This window comes from Lentzea pudingi (assembly GCF_014646255.1).
GTDB lineage: Bacteria > Actinomycetota > Actinomycetes > Mycobacteriales > Pseudonocardiaceae > Lentzea > Lentzea pudingi.
The window spans coordinates 1,036,235-1,054,486 of sequence record NZ_BMNC01000002.1 but is presented as its reverse complement, the minus strand read 5'-3'; the positions used below and the strand labels follow the sequence as shown (position 1 = coordinate 1,054,486).

Sequence of the window (18,252 nt, the reverse complement as noted above, 5' to 3'; positions counted from 1 at the left end):
TTGCTAGAGCTTGCCGACGAACTCCTCCGCGATGCCCTTCGCGGCGGCTTCGAGCTCCGCGACGTCGGGTTTGCCGCCGGGCTCCCGGGCGATGTGGCGGACCACGACGAGCCTGTTGTCCTTGCGCACGACGACCGAGATCTCGGTGAAGTGCTCGCCCGACGACCCCCGCTCCGCCTGCAGGACCGCGGCTTCGTCGCCCAGTCCTTCGAGCGGCCGCTGCCGCGGCAGGTCCGGGGCGTTGCTCAGATGCCCTCTGACGAACTCGTCGAAGTCGGCCTCTCGACCGGGGAGGACGCTGACGTCGGTGTTGCGCAGGCCCGGACCCTCGGTCCGGATCCAGGAGCAGTTCGTGCGGACGCCGTTCAGCAGCTTCGTCTCGTACGAGCCGCTCGTGTTCGGAGTCGGCGTGCGGGCTCGGGCGAGAGCGGCCGCGGAGACGTTGCCGCACACCGCGGGCTGCTCGCCACTGCCGCCATTCGTGTCGTGGACGTGGCTGACCGTGAGCGCGGCGACGACACCGCCGAACACGAGCAAGCCCGCCGCGATGCCGCCGACCAGCAGTGGCCGATTCATGGTTTCCCCAGTTCCCCCACGGTGATCGGGCCACGTTAGAGGACCTCCCGCACCCGTGTGGCCGTGTCCACCAAAAGGGTGACGATCCGGCGTTGACACAGGGGTGTGTCCACGCGCTACGATCACCCCGTTCGTTCGAACAAGAGTTCGAATAAGCAAGTCGCCGAACTTCCCTCGGCGGCCGTGCACAGGGGTGCGCACGGTCCGTGAAGGGAGGTGGGTGGAGTGTCCAGGTCGGCAACGGCGTCGTTGGCCGCGCTCGGGGTGAACCCGGCCAGCGAGCTGACCAGCACCACCACCGACCACGCCACGGGGCGGGTCCTGCCGGTTCGCGGGGAACTGGCGGGCCTGCTCCCGTGGGGCGGCTTGCGGCGTGGCAGCACGGTGTCGGTGGGCGGATCGACATCGTTGCTGCTCGCCCTGCTGGCAGGGGCGACCGCGGACGGCTGTTGGGCCGCCGTGGTCGGCCTGCCGCAGCTCGGGGTGCTGGCCGCTGCCGAGTTGGGTGTCGCCGTGCAACGGCTGGCGCTCGTGCCGCGCCCCGGTTCCGATCCCGGCCCGGTGATCGCGGCCCTGCTGGACGGCGTCGACCTGGTCGCCGTTGCCTGCCCACTTCCCCCTTCCCTCGCGCGTCGCCTGACGGCGCGTGCCCGCCAGCGCAAAGCCGTGCTCATCGCCTTCGGCTCGTGGCCCTCGGCCGACGTGGAGCTGACGGCGGAGTCCGTGGGCTGGAACGCCCTGGACGACGGCGCGGAAACGTTGCGGCGTCAGCAGATCAGCGTGCGCAGCGGCGGCCGCGGTTCGGCCGGGCGCGCCAAGCAGGTGCTGCTGACGTTCGGCGAGGAAGAGATCGAGCTCCCGCTGGTGGCCGGTGGACCGGCCCGTTCCGACGAGCCGGCTGATGCCGGTCCGGAGCGGTCCGACGAACTGGCCACCAGGCGGGCGGAAGCAATCGAACGCCTGGTCAAGCTCGCGCACAAGGGTTCCGCCACGTGAAGGACACCCGGCTGCTCGCGGTCTGGTGCCCCGACTGGCCCGTCATCGCCGCCTGCACCGCCACCGGCACCGCCCCGCACGTACCGGTGGCGGTGGTCGACGGCAACGAGGTCGTGTCCACCTCGGCCGTGGCGCGGGGTGAGGGCATCCGCCGGGCGATGCGCAGGCGCGCGGCCGAGGCGATGTGCCCCGAGCTGATCACCTTCGAGCACGACCCGCAGCGCGACGCCCGGTTCTTCGAGCCGGTGGCGGAGGCCGTCGAGGAGCTCGCGCCCGGCATCGAGGTCGTGCAGCCAGGGCTGGTCGCGGTGCCGGCGCAGGGGCCGGTCGGCTACTTCCAGTCCGCGGAGCGGGCGGCCGAACGGATCGTCGACCACATCGCCACCCGCACCGGGACCGAAGCCCAGGTGGGGGTGGCCGGCAGCCTGTTCGCGGCCACGAAAGCCGCGCACCGCAACGTGATCGTGCCGCCGGACCGGACCGCGGAGTTCCTCCGGCCGCTGGGAGTGCACGAACTCGACGCGCCCGAGCTGGTCGACCTGCTCAGGAGACTCGGGCTGAAGACGCTCGGCGCGTTCGCGGACGTGCCGGAGAACGCGGTGGCGTCCCGGTTCGGCGGGCCGGCGACGCGGCAGCACCGGCTGGCGCGCGGCTTGCCGGAGCGTCCGCTCGACAAGCGCAGGCCCGCGCCGGAGCTGGCGGTCACCGAGACCTTCGACGAACCGGTCGAGCGGATCGACTCGGCCGCGTTCGCCGCGAAGATCCTCTCGGAACGGCTGCACGAGAACCTCACGGCCCGCAGCCTCGCGTGCACCCGGCTCGGCATCCACGCGCGCACCGAGAACGGTGAGGAGCTGCACCGGGTCTGGCGGGCCGCGGAACCGTTGACACCGCGGGGAATCGCGGACCGGGTGCGCTGGCAGCTCGACGGCTGGCTCACCCGCGAACGCCTCACGTCCGGCATCCGCACGCTCACCCTCGAACCGGTCGAGGTCGTCGACGGCACCGCGCTCCAGCTCGGGTTGTGGGGCCACGACGACGAACGCGCGGTGCGGGCGTTGCTGCACGTGCAGGGGTTGCTCGGCCCGGACGGCGTGCTCACGGGGGTCATCGACGGCGGCAGGGGGCCGAAGGAGCAGGTCAGGCTCGTGCCGTGGGGTGACGAGCGGGTCCCGTCGCGGAACCCGGACCACCCGTGGCCAGGCCGGCTCACCAGGGCGCCCGCGACGCTCGCCGACGACCCCGCGGAGCTGACGGACGAGGCGGGCGGCGAGGTCGGCGTGACCGGCAGGCTCGAACTCACCGCGAGGCCGAAAGAGCTGACCGTCAAAGGGAAAACGCGCGAAGTCACCGCCTGGGCCGGGCCGTGGCCGGTCGACGAACGGTGGTGGGCGCCGGATCCGCACCGGGCCGCGCGCATCCAGGTGCAGACGAACGACCAGGCGTTCCTGCTGATCCGCAGGGACCAGAGGTGGTTTCTGGAAGGGGTGTACGACTGATGCAGGACGACTACTGGGATCTGCTGGAGACTCTGATTCCGTTGCCACGCAAGGAGATCGATGGGCTGGAATAACCCGCCGGTGCGCTGGCGGGACCTGGAGCGGGCCCTGTCCGGCAAGCCGTCCGAGCAGAAACCCGACGGCGGCGACAGCCCGGCGTGGAGCAGGCGTCGTGACCGGTACGCCGCCCCGCCGGGTTTCCGGCTGCGCGCGGACGAGATGGCGGCCACCCGCAAGCGCGTCCCGTACGCGGAGCTGCACTGCCACTCCAACTTCAGCTGGCTCGACGGCGCGAGCCACCCCGAGGAACTGGTCGAGGAGGCGCAACGGCTCAAGCTCGACGCCATCGCGATCACCGACCACGACGGCATGTACGGCGTCGTGCGGTTCGCGGAGGCGGCCAAGGAACTGGGCATGCACACGGTGTTCGGCGCCGAGCTGAGCATCGGGCTGAGCAGGCCCGCGAACGGCGAACCGGATCCCGAGGGTGACCACCTGCTTCTCCTGGCACGCCAGCAGGACGGCTATCACGCGCTGTGCCGCACGCTGACCACCGGACATCTGGAGGAGGGTGCCGAGAAGGGCAAACCCGTCTACGACATCGACCGGATCGTCGCCGACACCAAGGGCGACGTCGTCGTGCTCACGGGCTGCCGCAAGGGAACCGTCCGCCGGGCGCTCGTCAGGGAGGGCCCGGAGGCGGCCTACGAGGAGATCGTCAGGCTCACCGACCTGTTCGGCAAGGGACGTGTCCACGTCGAGCTGACCGACCACGGCCTGCCGGAGGACAGCAGGCGCAACGACATCCTCAACGCGATGGCGCAGAAGCTGCAACTCCCTGTCGTGGCAACGAATGCGGCGCACTACGCGACCCCGAGCCGTGGCAGGCTCGCCGCCGCGATGGCCGCCGTGCGCGCACGGAGCAGCCTCGACGACATGGCCGGGTGGCTGCCGCCGTCACCCGCCGCGTTCCTGCGCAGCGGCGAGGAGATGTTCCACCGGTTCCGGCGTTTCCCCGGCGCCGTGCACAACGCCGCGTTGCTCGGCATGCAGCTGGCGTTCGACCTGCGGCTGGTCGCGCCGAAGCTGCCGCCGTTCGACGTGCCGCGCGGCCACACCGAGATCACCTGGCTGCGCGAACTCACCTACATCGGCGCGCGACGCAGGTACCCCGACGGTGACGAGAAGGCGTTCCGGCAGATCGAGCACGAACTGAAGATCATCGAACAGCTCGGCTTCCCCGGCTACTTCCTCGTCGTGCACGACATCGTGGACTTCTGCAAGCGCAACGACATCCTCTGCCAGGGCAGGGGAAGTGCCGCGAACTCCGCGGTGTGCTTCGCGCTCGGCATCACCAACGTCGACGCGGTCCGGTTCGACCTGCTCTTCGAACGGTTCCTCGCCCCCGCCCGCGACGGCCCTCCCGACATCGACGTCGACATCGAGTCCGACCGGCGCGAGGAGGTCATCCAGCACGTCTACGCGAAGTACGGCCGGAGGCACGCGGCGCAGGTCGCGAACGTGATCACCTACCGCGCCCGTTCCGCGGTGCGCGACATGGCCAGGGCGCTCGGGCACTCGCCGGGCCAGCAGGACGCGTGGAGCAAGCAGATAGACAGGTGGGGCCCGCTCGGCACCACCACCGACGACTGCGACATCCCGCGTGACGTGCTGGAGCTGTCCGCGCAGCTGGAGAACTTCCCGCGCCACCTCGGCATCCACTCCGGCGGCATGGTGATCTGCGACCGCGCCGTCAGCGAGGTGTGCCCGGTCGAGAAGGCGCGCATGGACAAGCGCACGGTCCTGCAGTGGGACAAGGACGACTGCGCGTCCATCGGCCTGGTGAAGTTCGACCTGCTCGGCCTCGGCATGCTCTCCGCGCTGCACTACGCCATCGACCTCGTCCGCGACCACGAGGGCGTCGACGTCGACATGGGCCGCATCGACCTGGGGGACCAGCGCGTCTACGAGATGCTGCAGAAAGCCGACTCGGTCGGGGTCTTCCAGGTGGAGAGCCGCGCGCAGATGGCGACGTTGCCGCGCCTGAAACCGCGCGAGTTCTACGACCTGGTCGTCGAGGTCGCGCTGATCAGGCCGGGCCCGATCCAGGGCGGCTCGGTGCACCCGTACATCCGGCGCCGCAACAAGCAGGAGGAGTGGGACTACGACCACCCGTTGCTGGAGAACTCGCTGAAGAAGACGTACGGCGTGCCGTTGTTCCAGGAACAGCTCATGCAGATCGCGGTCGACGTGGGCGGCTTCACCGCCGCCGAGGCCGACGAACTGCGCCGCGCGATGGGCGCCAAGCGGTCGACCGCCCGCATGGAACGCCTGCGCGACCGCTTCTACGAGGGCTGCGCGGAACGGGGCATCACCGAGGACCTCGCCGGCCGCATCTACGCGAAGCTGCTGGCGTTCGCCAACTTCGGCTTCCCGGAGTCGCACGCCCTGTCGTTCGCGCACCTGGTGTTCGTGAGCGCGTGGTTCAAGCTCTACCACCCGGCGGCGTTCTGCGCGGCCCTGCTCAGGGCCCAGCCGATGGGCTTCTACTCACCGCAGTCGCTGGTGATCGACGCCCGCCGCCACGGCGTGACGGTGCACGGCCCGTGCGTGAACCGGTCGCTGCCCTGGGCAGGGCTGGAACCGTTCGAGGGCGCGCAGGCCGTCCGCATCGGCCTGTCGGCCGTCCGCGGCATCGGCGAGGCGGACGCTGACCGGATCGTTGCCGCCCAGCCGTTCCGCGACATGGAGGACTTCGGCACCCGCGTGCAGCTCACCGCGGCCCAGGTCGAGGCCCTCGCCACCGCGGGCGCCTTCTCCTGCTTCGGCCTGGAACGCCGCGAGGCGCTCTGGGCCGCCGGCGCGGTGGCGGCGATCCGGTCCGACCGCCTGCCCGGCACCGTGGTCGGCGTCGACGCGCCCGCGTTGCCCGGCATGGACGACGTCGAGCTGGCGGTCGCGGACGTCTGGGCCACGGGCCTGTCCCCGGACAGCTTCCCGACCCAGTTCGTCCGATCCACCTTGGACTCGATGGGCGCACTGCCGGTGGACGCGCTGGCGTCCGTCGAACCGGGCACCCGCGTGCTGATCGGCGGCGCGGTGACCCACCGGCAACGGCCGGCGACGGCGGGCGGGGTCACGTTCCTCAACATCGAGGACGAGACGGGGATGGTGAACGTCGTGTGCTCGCCGGGGTTGTGGGCGCGGTACCGGCGGGTGGCGCGGGGCAGCGGCGCGATGCTCGTGCGGGGCACGGTCGAGTCCGCCGAGGGCGTGATCAGCCTGCTGGCGGACCGGTTGCAGCACCTGGACCTGCGGATCCCGTCGAAGTCACGGGACTTCCGCTGAGCGGGGCGTGTGGGCGCGGCTCGGTCTCCGCTGTCCGGGAGAGGAAGAAACCCATCACCAAGCCGATGACGAGCGAGAGCAGGACTACCTGGATCACCTTGGAAACCTTGCACAGAACGACCACGGGCACGCTCCTCGGGAAGGGGATGAGCGACCGCTCTTCATGCGGAGCGGCGCTCGTCCCAGCATGGTGCGCGGGTGCGGATCCCACCGCGTCACGTGACCCAGCGACTCTGTGCCATGTGACCCGTTGCCGATCAGATGATCATGGGATGTTCGGAGTACCGGCCGGATCTGGTTGGTGCTGGACTTCGTTCCTGAAGTGGAGCTGAAGTTCGTAACCGTTCGGCGACGAATGAACGCCGTACGCCGCAGTAGCTAGAAATCTGCCATCGGAATGAAGCAAGGTGTCTCGCGTTGCTTCGACCGACATCCGGGGGGATGAGTGCAGGGCGCCAGTGAGCCGACGCCGGGATCGTTCCGAGGCCGTATAGGTCAGGGCGATTGGGAATGGCTCACGGACTTGGGTTCCGCGCGTACTTACGGGGCGAACGAGGCGTTGTTCCGGCACGGGGACCCTGCCGGCCACGTGCTTCTGGTCGTCGACGGCTGGGTCAAGATCACAATGACGTCCTCGACGGGATATGAGGCCGTCCTCGCGATTCGGGGCAGTGGCGACGTGCTCGGTGAAGTCGCCGTTCTGGACGGCAGAGCACGTTCCGCGAACGTGTGGACGCTCGGCGAGACCAAGGCCGTCCTGCTCGCGGCGGAACGGTTCGTCGGGGCGCTGCACGAGCGGCCCGCCCTCGCGATCGCGCTGGTCGTGCACGTCGCGGACCGTCTGAGAAGGGCCGACAACAGGCGGCTGGAGCAGGCGGCGCACAGCGCCACGGAGCGCCTTGCCGCGTTCCTGCTGAGGCTCGCGGGTCAGCACGGTGTCGCGGCGCCGGATGGCGTGGAGATCTCCGTGCAACTGTCTCAGCAGGAGGTGGCCGGGGCGATCGGCGCATCCCGTGAGGCTGTCGCACGAGGGTTGCGGACACTTCGCGAGCGTGGCGTCGTGATCACTCGACGGCGCAAATTGGTGGTCATTGCGCCGGGAGCGTTGAGCGCGATGGCGTCGAGTGTGCCATTTGACGCAGAAGAACCGTGCTGAACGACATCGCGTGAGCTCCTGCTATTGGGCAGGCTTTTGCGTGCACAGATCGTGGGTTTCTTATCCGCTTGGAATTTCGCATGCGCTGAGCGCGTGCGGAAAGGGGAGTCATGCGTGACGGAGGAAACTTCGCCACCCGTTTGTCCGCGCGGGAGCTGACCGAACTGCTCGGAAGAGGGCGAGCGGTCGAATATCAGCCGGGTGACCACCTCATGCGGCAGGGAGAGGAGGGTGACTGCGTCATCGTCGTCCGCTCGGGCGTCGTCAAGGTCATGAGCAACGACCACTCCGGCGGTACGCGGTTGCTCGCCGTGCGCGGCCCTGGCGAGTTGCTGGGCGAGATCGCATGTGTGGACGACGGAGTGCGGTCGGCGTCTGTGCTCGCACAGGGACGGGTGTCGGGCGTGAAGATCGCCCGCAGCCGATTCCTCGAATACCTCGACGACCACCCCAAGGCCGCGCGTGAAGTCACCAGGCAGGTCTCGCTCCGTCTCCGCGCTGCGGAGAACCACGCCGCGGCCATGACGTCGGAGTGCGTCGACATCCGTGTGCTGCAGGCGTTGGCGGACATGATCGTGGTCTTCGTCGAGGACTCCTCGCGGACGCAGGTCGAGGTTCCGCTGCGCCAGTGCGAACTCGCTCACCTCGCCACGGCGTCGCTCGTGGCCACGCACCGGTCGTTGCGGCGTCTGTGCGACCGGAACCTCGTCACCACCCGGTACGGCCGCGTGCAAGTCCCTTGTGCCATTTGCCTGAATCGCGCGATCTGCTCGAAAACCATCACAGGATGTGGTGGCTCGCCGGAGTGCGTCTCAGGGTGACCACCACACCACCGCAGCACCTGAGGAGTCCCGTGACCTCGCTTGCCCTTTCCCAGACGGTGATCAGCTCGGACGTGGTCGGCTCGTCCGGTGAAAGACGTCGTCAGTCCCATCTCGACTCCGCCCACAACACCGTGCTCGACCTGGCTTTCTCCGCGGCCAAGGCAGCGGGACAACCGCTGGTCTCCGCCTTCAGGCGGGTGGACGGGGACAGCGCGACGATGGTGATCAGCGCCGAGGTGTCCCGGTCCTGGATCCTCGCTGACTTCGTCCTGCGCGAGATCGCCATCGCGCTGGCAGACGTGAACCGTGTCGCCGGCGAGCAGTACCAGCTCAGGCTGCGGATGGCGGTCGACTTCGGCGAGGTCGTCCTGAACCCACCGCACGTCCAGGGAGACGCGGTGGTGCGAGCGGCGCGGTTGCGAGACGCGCCCGCGTTGCGCGAAGCCATGTCGGGATCGCCGGAGGCGCGGCTCGGCGTGATCATCTCCGACCGCTTCTACCGTGAAGTGGTCGTGCACGGCGAACGCGGTCTCGACGCCGGTGAGTTCCAGGCGGCCGAGGTGAAGGTCAAGACCTTCTCGGAACGTGGCTGGGTGCGTCTGCCGGCCGTCGCGGCGCAACCCCTGCCCTCCGCGCCCGCGCCGACCGGCAAGTCCACTTCGGACGGTCCGGCGATTCACGCCGAGGTGTTCAACAAATTCGAGGAGCGGGTGTACGCACCTCACGGAGTGTTCGGAGTGGTGCGTGACCGCCGCGGCTGAGAACGAGGGAGATCCGGTCGACGACGGACCGCCCGAGGAGAACGAACGGCCTGCGGGCACCGTAAAAGTCGGCGCGCTGAACGTGTTCAACGACATCGTGCACGCGCCGAACGGCACGTTCGGTTCGATGGAGTCCGGTGGGCGGAGCAGGCGCCTCGGCCCCGACATGGGCAAGCTCGATCCGCAGGAAGTCCGCCGGGAGCTCGAGCATTACGTGGCACCTCTGTGCCAGGCGAACGCGGAGTCGGCGCTGTCGAAGGACCACGTCGTGGCCATCAGCGGCCTGCGGGGCTCCGGCAAGCGGGCGGCCGCGTTGTCGATGCTCCGTGCTCGCACCGACGGACCCCTGGTCGCGCTCTCGCCCGTCATCACACCCCAAGAGCTCGCCACGCGGACGTACGAACCTCGTCACGGCTACATCGTGATCGACCAGGTCGACACCGCGAAGGAAGCGGACACGGACTTCGCCTGGACCGCTGTCCGAGAGGCCGTGCGAGAGGCGGGTGCGTTTCTCGTGATCACTCGCACCGCTTCCGTGGCCGATGTCTCGGGTGCGGTGAAGAACGTCTTCTGGGAGCGCGTGAGCGTCGAGACGGTCCTTCGTGCGCACCTCGACAACGACGCGGACGTCGTGAACGAACTCATGACGGTCCTTCCCGACGACTGCCCCATGGACGACCTGGCTGATGTGACGGCACGGGTCAGGTCGGGCGAGCCGGTGCAGGAAGCGTTGCGGCACCTGGACATCGCGGCTGCGCAGAGTGCACGCGAGTGGTTCGAGCAGACCCGTACCCGCAAGGAGATCTTGGAGATCGCCACGCTGGCGTTCGGGACCGGGGTGACCGAGCGCGAGTTCGAGTCGCGTCTGGCGGCGCTGGAGGCCCAGCTGGAGGTGCTGCTTCCGTTGCCGGAGCAGGAACCTGTCGAGGGTGGCACCGAACCCGTGCTCGACCAGTCCCGTGCGCGGCGGCTCGGGAAAGACAGCTTGATGAAGACCGAGAAACTGATTCGCGAGCAGACCGCGATCCGGGTCCTGACGTTCAAGGACTCCGGTTGCCGGGTCTGCGTGCTCGCCGAGCTCAACAAGAGGATGCCGACCCCGTTCTGGGACGCGGTCAAGGTCTGGATCCACGACATCGTCGAGGGCGGGGCCGACTTCGAGGTCGCCAGCGGCCTGGCGTTGCTGGCCAAGACGGATGCGGTAGAGGTCGAGGAGTCCTACCTCGACCCGTGGTCGCGCGGTGAGCTGGGCGAGGAAGGCCGTGACACGGCGGCGATCGTGCTGTGGCTGATGTGCTTCGACGAGGACACGGCGCCGGTGGCTTTGCGCATCGTCCGGGGCTGGACGATCTTCAGTTCGCGATCGCAGCGGCTCACCGCCGCGATCGCGCTCAGCGGAGAGCTGGCGGCGAGGTTTCCTTACGAAGCGGTGCGCATGTCCTGGAAGCTGCTGGAACGGAGCCCGGACTCCGACGTGGAGGCGTACGTGCAGGCGTTCGCGATGCTGTTCGCGACGCTCGTCCACGAACCTCGCCACGGTGCGATCGTGCTGGGCCTGCTCGTCCGCGTGCTCGACGACTTCGAGGTCAGACCACCTCCGCTGCACAAGCGTGAGCTGGTGACCAGGGCGATCCTGGCGGTGCTCACCGTCCGCGGCGGACCGCGGTACCAGCTGGCGATCCACCACTTCATCCGAAACCGGCCGGACCGGCTCGACCTGGTCGCTCGTGTCTGGGCCGCGGTGTTGCTCAGCCGGCCGCATCGCCGTGACGCGGTGCGCGCGTTGCTCAGATCCCTCGACCTCCTCAGACCGGACGAGGCGAGGAGTCTCGGCGAGGCGTTGGCCGATGCCGTGCCGGTCGAGGAGTTGGTGCCGTTGCGCGAGTCCCTGGACGTCGTGCGCCACCGGAACAAGCGCAGCGATCAGGACGCGCTGATCGACGTGTTGCTCGAGACGTTGCAGAACAGAAGGAAGACCGAGGGGCCGACATCATGACTCGTCCTTATCCCATCGTGACGCACCGGCCGCTGGCTCCCTCTCCGAAGCGAGGGCCACTCGGGATGGGCAGGAAGTTCCGCGAGCCGGACGAACTGCCGAAGGCCGCGGCGCACGAGACGCTCGTGTTCCGCGTCGACGGTGAGTACCTGCCGGACTTCGGCAGACTCGGCCCGCGTGACGAACAGGTCGTCCGGGCGTCCCACGTCAGCCTCGTGGACATGAGCCGCGATGCCCCGGTGCTGGTCGCCGTCAGCATCCAGAGCGGCGAGGCGAGCGCCTTCACCGTGCACGTCACGTTCACCTGCACGGTGATCGACCCCGTTGTCGTGGTGCGGGACGGCGTCAACGCCGCCACTGTGCTGCACAGCTACCTGACCAGCCATCAGCGCCTGTTCGAGCTCGGGCTGGCGCGGAAGTACTCGGACATCAACGAGGTCATCCGGGATGTCTCGGCGCAGGTCCGCGCGTACTTCGAGGTCCGGCCGATCAGCGTGCCGGGCATGATGATCAGGCTCGCCGGCGTCGAGGTGCTGACGCCGCAGGAGCTGGTCGAGTTCGAGAAGACCGTGCGGGACAAGGAACGCGAGCACGCGCTGGCGTTGAAGCAACAGGCCCAGGCCCACCGGCTCGTCTACGAGTCCGAACGCGACGATCAGACGCTGGACGAGGTCCGCAGGCGGTACCGCAACGACGTCGAGCTCGATCAGCGCGGCCACGAGCGGACCGTGCAGGTGGGTGACCAACGCCACCGGCACGACCTCGAGACCGTCGACCGCAGTCATGTGCACCTGATCGAGACGGCGGACGACCAGCACGAACTGAGGCAGGCGGCCGCGCGCCGGGAGTTCGAGCGCGACCAGTTCGAACGCGATCTGGCGCTCGTCAACGGGGACACCCGCAATGCGCTGCTGTACGCGGTGGCGACCGGAAAGCTGGACCAGCGCGAGCTCGTCAGCGAACTGCGGGTCGAAGCTGACCGGGAGAGCGCGCTGGCGGACGGCCGGGAGGCTCGTGACCGCGAGTACGAGCTGCTGAAGCTGGAACGGGATCAGGACTACCAGCGGCTCCAGCTGGAGTCGGACCGGTACGACCGGGACGCGGCGCGCGCCGAGCGGTTGCGTCGCGACACCGCCGACCGCGAGGACGAGCGACGCCGGTTCGACGCGAACGTCCAGCTCGTGCAGACCCTTGCCGCACGCGGGTTCCTGGACACCCAGAACCTCCCGGTCGAGAAGATCCTGGCGGACGTGCTCGACATGACCCCTCCCGCGATCGAGCCGGAGGTCGTCGCGGACGACAAGCCGAAGGAGATCGAGGACGAGCGGAGCGTGGCCGACGAGCTGAGGGAAGAACATGCCGACTGACGCCCTGCCGAAGGACCTCACCGAGATCCCGGTCAGCCCGTACCGGCCCGCGTTCCCCGACCTGGGGTTCGGCCGCAGACTCCGTTCTGTCATCGGGATCAAGGAGGACGTGCTCGACTGGGCGCCGGAGGAACGCCCGCGCTACACCAAGATGGGCGTGATCGTGCTGACCACGGGTGCGCTCAGCGGGTTGTCCATCCTGGTGGTGCTGAGCCAGCTGCTGGGTGGCGACGCGTGGTGGCGAGTGCTCGCCGTGGCACCGGTGGCGATGTTCTGGGCGCTCATGATCATCAACCTGGACAGCTGGCTGATCGCCAGCATGCACGGCGCGACCGGCACGCGGTTCATCGTCTTCGTGCCCCGGCTGGTGATCTCGGTGCTGCTCGGGCTCACCATCGCCGAACCCCTGGTGGTCTGGGTCTTCCACCCGGCGATCGAGAAGCAGGTCGAGGACAGCCGCGCCGACGAGATCGCGCGCTACGCCGGCGCTTGGAAAGCGTGCAACCCGTCGAACGGCGCGGTGGTGGACACCCCCGAGTGCGCCGACTTCCACCTGAACCTGACGAGCTCCCTGGGCGCCCTGCGCGGTGAGTACGACGGTCTCGTCGTGAAGCGCGACGAGCTCAAGAAGGAGGTCGACGAGTACCTGCGGAGGTGGAACGAACTCGAGACCATCGCGCAGGCCGAGTGCAAGGGCGTCGCGGGCGCGCTGACGACGGGTGTCCCGGGAGAGGGCCCGGAGTGCACGCGCAACCGCAACAGTGCTGACCAGTACCGCAAGGACACGCGGCTCGACCAGCGGCAGGTCGACCTCGGGGGTCTCGACACCCAGATCGTCGGCCTCAAGGCCAAGCTGCAGTCCGCCGAGGCGTCTTACAGCTCCGAGGTCACCGAGGCGATCGAGAAGAAGGTCGAGGAGCGCAAGGCGAACCGCATGAAGACCGGCATCCTCGAGGAGTTCGAGGCCCTGGGCGAGCTCTCCGAGGAGAGCCTGCCGGTGACCCTCGGGCACTGGGCTCTGCGGTTGTTGCTGGTGCTCTTCGACTGCCTGCCGGTGCTGGCCAAGTGGATGAACGGCTCGACGACGTACGACAGGCTGATCGCCCGCCAGATCGAGGCGGACAAGCGGTTGCACGGCGGCCACGTCAACCTGTTCGAGCGGCGGGACTCCGCGATCATGGACGTGAAGCTGGAGCGGATCGAGCGGGAACGGCAAGGGCGGATGGAACGCCTCGACGTCGCCGATCGCCAAGCCCGTGCCCAGCGTGAAAGCGAGCTGGACGAGGAGATCGAACGCCTGGCCGCGCGTCTGCGCGGCGACCCCGGCTGAGCCGGAACGGCCGGTGTCGCCAGAGCGGCACCGGCCTCGGTTCCCCTGCCAGGATTCGAACCTGGTCCTCCCGCGTAACAGTCGGGCGTGCTGCCATCAGCACTTCAGAGGACACGAACTCGGATGGAGCGGAGGATGCAGGATTCGAACCTGCGCAGCGCTCGCGCGCTGACCACTGTTTTCGAGACAGCTGCCTTACCGGGCTCGGCCAATCCTCCTTTCAGGACACGGAGGGCGCGCGGATCGAACGCGCGCCAGACATCGCTGGACCACGGATTAGCAATCCGGTGCCTTACCACTCGGCCAGCCCTCCCTCGTCCTGCGCGGCTCCCCGGGGAGTCGAACCCCGACCACCGGATCTTCACCCCGGTGCTCTGCCAGTTGAGCTAAAGAGCCTTGCGCGCCCCGAAGGGCGCCTTTCCGTCGGATGCCCGCGAGTCGAACGCGGTGTGTCCTCATCCCAAATGAGGTGGGTTGCCGTCTCCCTCGCACCCGGAAGTACCCCTGCCAGGAGTCGAACCTGAATCTCGGCGTTCGTAGCGCCGCACTCTCTCCATTGAGCTACAAGGGCAAGAATTAAATGCACGACAAAGAAAGAGAGCCGCCCATCGGTTTCCCGATGGGCGGCTCCCTGAGTGGCCTTGGTGCTCGTGCCACTACAAGGAGCTCACCTGCGAAAACGGTCGCGAGGAGCTGGGACGTCGTGATGAGCGCACGCACGCGACGAAGCTGCTAAAGCTCTCGCCCCGCATCTCCTGGCTGCTCATCGCGATCCCCTTCGGCTTGGTGTGTGGCACAAGTATTACGGCGAACACTGCTCGCCGTCAATCAATTTCTCAACTGCGTTCGTAAGTCATGAACGAAACTCCGCTCTCGAACAGCTGCGCATCGGTGCGCTGGAACTTCCTGATGTCGGCTTTCCCGTCGAACAACGGGATGCCGCGCCCGAACACCACGGGGTGGATCTTCAGCAGCATCTTGTCGATCTCGGGCAGCAGTTCGGCGGCCAGCTTGCCGCCGCCGCACAGCCAGATGTCGAGGCCGTCCTCCGCCTTCAGCGCGCGCACCCGCCCGGCCACGTCGGAGCGGATCACCTCGACGTCGGACGGGGTGTCGGTCACCTGGGTCGACACGACGAACTGGCGCAGGTGCGCGTACGGCGAGGCCAGGCCGCCGGGCACCTGGTAGGTGTGGCGGCCCATCAGAACCGTGTCGAAGTGCTGGTTCGGTGCGTCCGTCAGGCCGAACGGCTCGCGGAGCTGCGTCGGCAGGGTCTCCGGGTAGTGCGCGTTGATGCCGGCCATGTGGTCGCCTTCGAAGATGAAGCCGTCGAAGGTGCCGTCCTCGGCGGCGATGAAGCCGTCGAGAGTCACTGCCACGTAGTAGACGAGCTTTCGCAAAACGATCATCCCCTCAGTGTCTGATTGCCGCTGCTCCGCAGGCGGCGGCGAGCTCGCCGGGAAGTCGGTCGTCCGGCCTCCGCTCCGGCCCGAATCGCCTGCGGCGGTTGACCCGAAGAGGAAACCGGACGACCGACGCGAACTCGCGTCTAACCACGACAACTGTAGTACTATGCCTGTAGTGGTTGTCAAGGAGGCATCGTGGTCCGGAACGAAGCACGGCGAACTGCTCTGCTGGACGCGGCGATCGACGTCCTGGCGCAAGAGGGCGCACGGGGGCTGACCTACCGCGCGATCGACGCGAAAGCCGCGACACCGGCGGGCACGGCGTCGAACTACTTCGCGAACCGCGACGAGCTGATGTCGGAGGTCATGACGCGCGTGCACGACCGGCTCATGCCGTCGGACGAGTCGGTGGCGGAGTCGTTGTCGCTCCCGCGCGACCGGCGGCTCACGGTCAAGTTCATGCACGACATCATCAAGCGGGCGGACGCCGACAAGGCCTGCTACCTCGCGATGATGGAGCTGCGGCTGGAGGCCACGAGGAGGCCGGAGATCCGCCAGGCGCTCACGAGGACGATCGCCGGCAACATCGAGGCCAACGTCGCGTTCAACGAGGACTCGAAGCTGCCCGGCGACCGGATGACCGTCGTCTCGCTCTACTTCGCGATGACGGGGCTGATCTACGAACGGCTGACGCTGCCGGACGTGGTCGCGTCCATGGACCTCGACGAGCTCGTCGAGGTCATGGTGAACCGCGCTATCGGCTGAGTGGACCGCCGGTGATCGTCAGTGCGACGGCGATCACCACGATGCCCAGCGTCGAGTACAGGAACGCGTCCATGCCGCGGCCGCGGATCTTGATCAGACCGGCCTGCTCGTCGGTCACGAGGATCCGCAGCACGGCCGCGACCAGCAGTGCCACGCCGAGCAGCACGGCGCCCTGCCGCCAGTGGTACTGGAAGGTCCGCACCAGCCCGAGCGCGCCGATGCCCAGCACCAGCGCGAACGGCAGGTGCTTCGCGGGGCCCGAGCGCCAGCGCTGTTCCGGCATGAGCGCCTCGGCGTCAGACCGCTGCATGGGCGCGCTCGGCGGCTTCGACGGTGTTGGTCAGCAGCATCGCGACGGTCATCGGTCCGGAGCCACCGGGGATCGGGGCGAGCCAGCCGGCGACCTCGCGGACCTCGGGGGCAACGTCGCCGACGAGGCCGGCCTCGGTGCGGGTGATGCCGACGTCGACGACGGCTGCGCCGGGCTTGACCATGTCCGCGGTGATCAGACCGGGGCTGCCGGCTCCGGCGATCACGATGTCCGCGCGGCGCACCTCCGCCGCCAGGTCCTTGGTGCCGGTGTGGCACAGCGTCACGGTGGCGTTCTCGGAACGACGCGTCAGCAGCAGGCCGATCGGGCGGCCGACGGTGACGCCACGGCCGACGACGGCGACGTTCGCGCCCGCGATCGGCACCTCGTAGCGGCGCAGCAGCTCCACGATGCCGCGCGGTGTGGCGGGCAGCGGGGCCTCCTCGCCGAGCACCAGCTTGCCGAGGTTGACCGGGTGCAGGCCGTCGCCGTCCTTGGCCGGGTCGATGCGCTCCAGGATCGCGTTCGCGTTCAGGTGCTTCGGCAGCGGCAGCTGGACGATGTACGCGGTGACCTCGGGGTTCGCGTTCAGCTCGTCGATGACGGCCTCGAGCTCCTCCTGCGTGGTCGACTCGGGCAGGTCGCGCCGGATCGAGGAGATGCCGACCTTCTCGCACGCCCTGTGCTTGCCCTTGACGTACGAGTGCGAGCCGGGGTCGTCGCCGACCAGCACGGTGGCCAGGCCCACGGAACCGGGCAGCGCGGCGACCCGCGCTTTCAGGTCCTCGAACAGCGCGTTCCGGGTTTCGTTGCCGTTGAGCAGCGTCGCAGTCACACCTTCATCCTCCCACTGGGCAGCGCGGCGACGCCCACCGACACCAGCGTCAGCGCCACGCCGATCGCCGTCGGCAAGGCCAGGTGCCCACTCACCACGTCGAGCATCACAGCCCCGATGAGCTGCCCGGAAACACCGCACAGCCCGACCATCAGCACGCCGATGAACCGCACCGACGTGATCGCGCCACCCACGCCGACGATGCCCAGCAGCCCGCCGAGGTACAGCCACCAGCCGGACGGGAACGCGCCGGGCACTCCGCTCCACGTCACGGCGTTGACCAGCAGCAACGCCGCCGTGCCCACGCTGAAGTTCACCAGGATCGTCGCCACCGAGTTGGCCGCGGCCTCGCGCACCAGCCCGTTCACCGCCTGCTGCCAGCCCATCAGCAGGCCCGCGACCAGCGGCAGCACCGCGAGCCACAACCCGCCCGGCGACGTGAACCGGTCCGACACCGCGATCGCGACGGCGATAACGCCGACGGCCGCTCCGGCGACACGTGTCTTCGTGATCGGCTTCGACTCACCGGGACCGACCCCGAGGTTGTCCATGACCATGCTGCTCACGACCTGTCCGATCACGACCGCGACCGTGAAGACCGCCACACCGATGGTCGCGACCGCGAGCCCTTGCGAGCCCACGAGCACCGCGCCGCTGATGCCGCCGCCGCACTCCCACCAGCGGATGCGGCGGTGCCTCAGCGCGTCCCGCAGCCGCAGCAGGCCGTCCCGTCCGGACTGTCGCGTCAGGACCACCGCGAGCAGCACGAACCACCCGCCGGCGAAGGAGATCAACGCCGCGAGCAGGCCGTTGCCGAGCTCCTGGGCGAGCGATCCGTTGACGCGCGCCTGGACCGCGATGGCCACTCCGCCCGCTGCCGCCAGCAGACCGCCGGTCACCTGCGCGGACCGCGCCACATCGCCTCCAGACGGACCAGAAGTGTTCTTGATCAGCTTTAACCTTGCACGTCCACCGCGTTATGGTCGGGTCTCCACCGTTCGGCGCAGTGGCGGGGGACGTGTGCGATCCGGCGAGTTGCGGGGGAAGATGTTGGCGTGTCCGAGCCGAAGCCGTTGAACCCTA

15 protein-coding genes and 5 tRNA genes are annotated in these 18,252 nt (G+C 68.8%); 10 read left to right on the top strand and 10 right to left on the bottom strand.

Annotated features, from left to right (window positions below):
* Positions 1 to 3: 3 nt before the first annotated feature.
* A complete protein-coding gene (locus IEY88_RS10890; protein ID WP_189154463.1) occupies positions 4 to 576 on the bottom strand; it encodes an NUDIX hydrolase in 573 nt (190 codons plus the stop codon).
* A 225-nt stretch (positions 577 to 801) separates the two neighbouring features.
* Here IEY88_RS10890 and imuA' point away from each other — a divergent pair, with 225 nt between their 5' ends.
* The 9 genes from imuA' (at position 802) to IEY88_RS10845 (ending at position 13,853) form a co-directional block, all read left to right on the top strand.
* Positions 802 to 1,572 (top strand): DnaE2-dependent mutagenesis accessory factor ImuA', encoded by a 771-nt coding sequence (gene imuA', locus IEY88_RS10885; RefSeq protein ID WP_229693247.1) that lies wholly within the window; start codon positions 802 to 804, stop codon positions 1,570 to 1,572.
* Positions 1,569 to 3,071, top strand: a complete 1,503-nt coding sequence (locus IEY88_RS10880) for a DNA polymerase Y family protein (protein ID WP_229693246.1) — start codon at positions 1,569 to 1,571, stop codon at positions 3,069 to 3,071. Before imuA' ends, IEY88_RS10880 begins: the two co-directional genes overlap by 4 nt.
* 60 nt (positions 3,072 to 3,131) lie before the next feature.
* A complete protein-coding gene (locus tag IEY88_RS10875; protein ID WP_189154462.1) occupies positions 3,132 to 6,419 on the top strand; it encodes an error-prone DNA polymerase in 3,288 nt (1,095 codons plus the stop codon).
* 445 nt (positions 6,420 to 6,864) lie between these two features.
* Positions 6,865 to 7,575, top strand: coding sequence for a Crp/Fnr family transcriptional regulator (locus IEY88_RS10870; RefSeq protein ID WP_268241223.1), 711 nt, complete (start codon positions 6,865 to 6,867; stop codon positions 7,573 to 7,575).
* Positions 7,576 to 7,685: 110 nt separating this feature from the next.
* Complete coding sequence (locus IEY88_RS10865) at positions 7,686 to 8,396, top strand: Crp/Fnr family transcriptional regulator (RefSeq protein ID WP_189154460.1); 711 nt, start codon at positions 7,686 to 7,688, stop codon at positions 8,394 to 8,396.
* A 32-nt stretch (positions 8,397 to 8,428) separates the two neighbouring features.
* Positions 8,429 to 9,160, top strand: a complete 732-nt coding sequence (locus tag IEY88_RS10860; RefSeq protein WP_189154459.1) for a hypothetical protein — start codon at positions 8,429 to 8,431, stop codon at positions 9,158 to 9,160.
* The gene (locus IEY88_RS10855; RefSeq protein ID WP_189154458.1) at positions 9,144 to 11,156 is read left to right on the top strand and encodes a hypothetical protein; all 2,013 of its coding nucleotides are present in this window, start codon (positions 9,144 to 9,146) and stop codon (positions 11,154 to 11,156) included. The genes IEY88_RS10860 and IEY88_RS10855 overlap by 17 nt, the downstream gene beginning before the upstream one ends.
* 65 nt (positions 11,157 to 11,221) lie before the next feature.
* Positions 11,222 to 12,523, top strand: coding sequence for a hypothetical protein (locus IEY88_RS10850; protein WP_189154457.1), 1,302 nt, complete (start codon positions 11,222 to 11,224; stop codon positions 12,521 to 12,523).
* On the top strand, positions 12,513 to 13,853 hold the full coding sequence (locus IEY88_RS10845; protein ID WP_189154456.1) for a DUF4407 domain-containing protein: 1,341 nt from the start codon (positions 12,513 to 12,515) through the stop codon (positions 13,851 to 13,853). The genes IEY88_RS10850 and IEY88_RS10845 overlap by 11 nt, the downstream gene beginning before the upstream one ends.
* Before the next feature lie 40 nt (positions 13,854 to 13,893).
* On the opposite strand, the gene IEY88_RS10840 is transcribed toward IEY88_RS10845, so the two are convergent.
* The 6 genes from IEY88_RS10840 to IEY88_RS10815 form a co-directional block, all read right to left on the bottom strand.
* Positions 13,894 to 13,965 (bottom strand) — tRNA-Asn (locus IEY88_RS10840).
* Positions 13,966 to 13,982: 17 nt separating this feature from the next.
* Positions 13,983 to 14,071, bottom strand: a tRNA-Ser gene (locus tag IEY88_RS10835).
* A gap of 10 nt (positions 14,072 to 14,081) precedes the next feature.
* A tRNA-Ser gene (locus IEY88_RS10830) sits at positions 14,082 to 14,166 on the bottom strand.
* Between the two features lie 11 nt (positions 14,167 to 14,177).
* Positions 14,178 to 14,249: transfer RNA gene (locus IEY88_RS10825), tRNA-Phe, on the bottom strand.
* 103 nt (positions 14,250 to 14,352) lie between these two features.
* A tRNA-Arg gene (locus tag IEY88_RS10820) sits at positions 14,353 to 14,424 on the bottom strand.
* A gap of 265 nt (positions 14,425 to 14,689) precedes the next feature.
* On the bottom strand, positions 14,690 to 15,262 hold the full coding sequence (locus IEY88_RS10815) for a dihydrofolate reductase family protein (protein ID WP_308425970.1): 573 nt from the start codon (positions 15,260 to 15,262) through the stop codon (positions 14,690 to 14,692).
* Between the two features lie 192 nt (positions 15,263 to 15,454).
* On the opposite strand from IEY88_RS10815, the gene IEY88_RS10810 reads away from it, so the two are divergent.
* The gene (locus IEY88_RS10810; protein ID WP_189154455.1) at positions 15,455 to 16,024 is read left to right on the top strand and encodes a TetR/AcrR family transcriptional regulator; all 570 of its coding nucleotides are present in this window, start codon (positions 15,455 to 15,457) and stop codon (positions 16,022 to 16,024) included.
* On the opposite strand, the gene IEY88_RS10805 is transcribed toward IEY88_RS10810, so the two are convergent.
* The 3 genes from IEY88_RS10805 to IEY88_RS10795 are packed head-to-tail and all read right to left on the bottom strand — an operon-like array spanning position 16,014 to position 18,086.
* Positions 16,014 to 16,307 (bottom strand): DUF3017 domain-containing protein, encoded by a 294-nt coding sequence (locus IEY88_RS10805; RefSeq protein ID WP_189154575.1) that lies wholly within the window; start codon positions 16,305 to 16,307, stop codon positions 16,014 to 16,016. The two genes, IEY88_RS10810 and IEY88_RS10805, sit on opposite strands and share 11 nt — an antisense overlap.
* 13 nt (positions 16,308 to 16,320) lie before the next feature.
* Positions 16,321 to 17,169, bottom strand: coding sequence for a bifunctional methylenetetrahydrofolate dehydrogenase/methenyltetrahydrofolate cyclohydrolase (locus tag IEY88_RS10800; protein WP_189154454.1), 849 nt, complete (start codon positions 17,167 to 17,169; stop codon positions 16,321 to 16,323).
* A complete protein-coding gene (locus IEY88_RS10795; RefSeq protein WP_189154453.1) occupies positions 17,166 to 18,086 on the bottom strand; it encodes a DMT family transporter in 921 nt (306 codons plus the stop codon). The genes IEY88_RS10800 and IEY88_RS10795 overlap by 4 nt, the downstream gene beginning before the upstream one ends.
* Positions 18,087 to 18,252 lie beyond the last annotated feature (166 nt).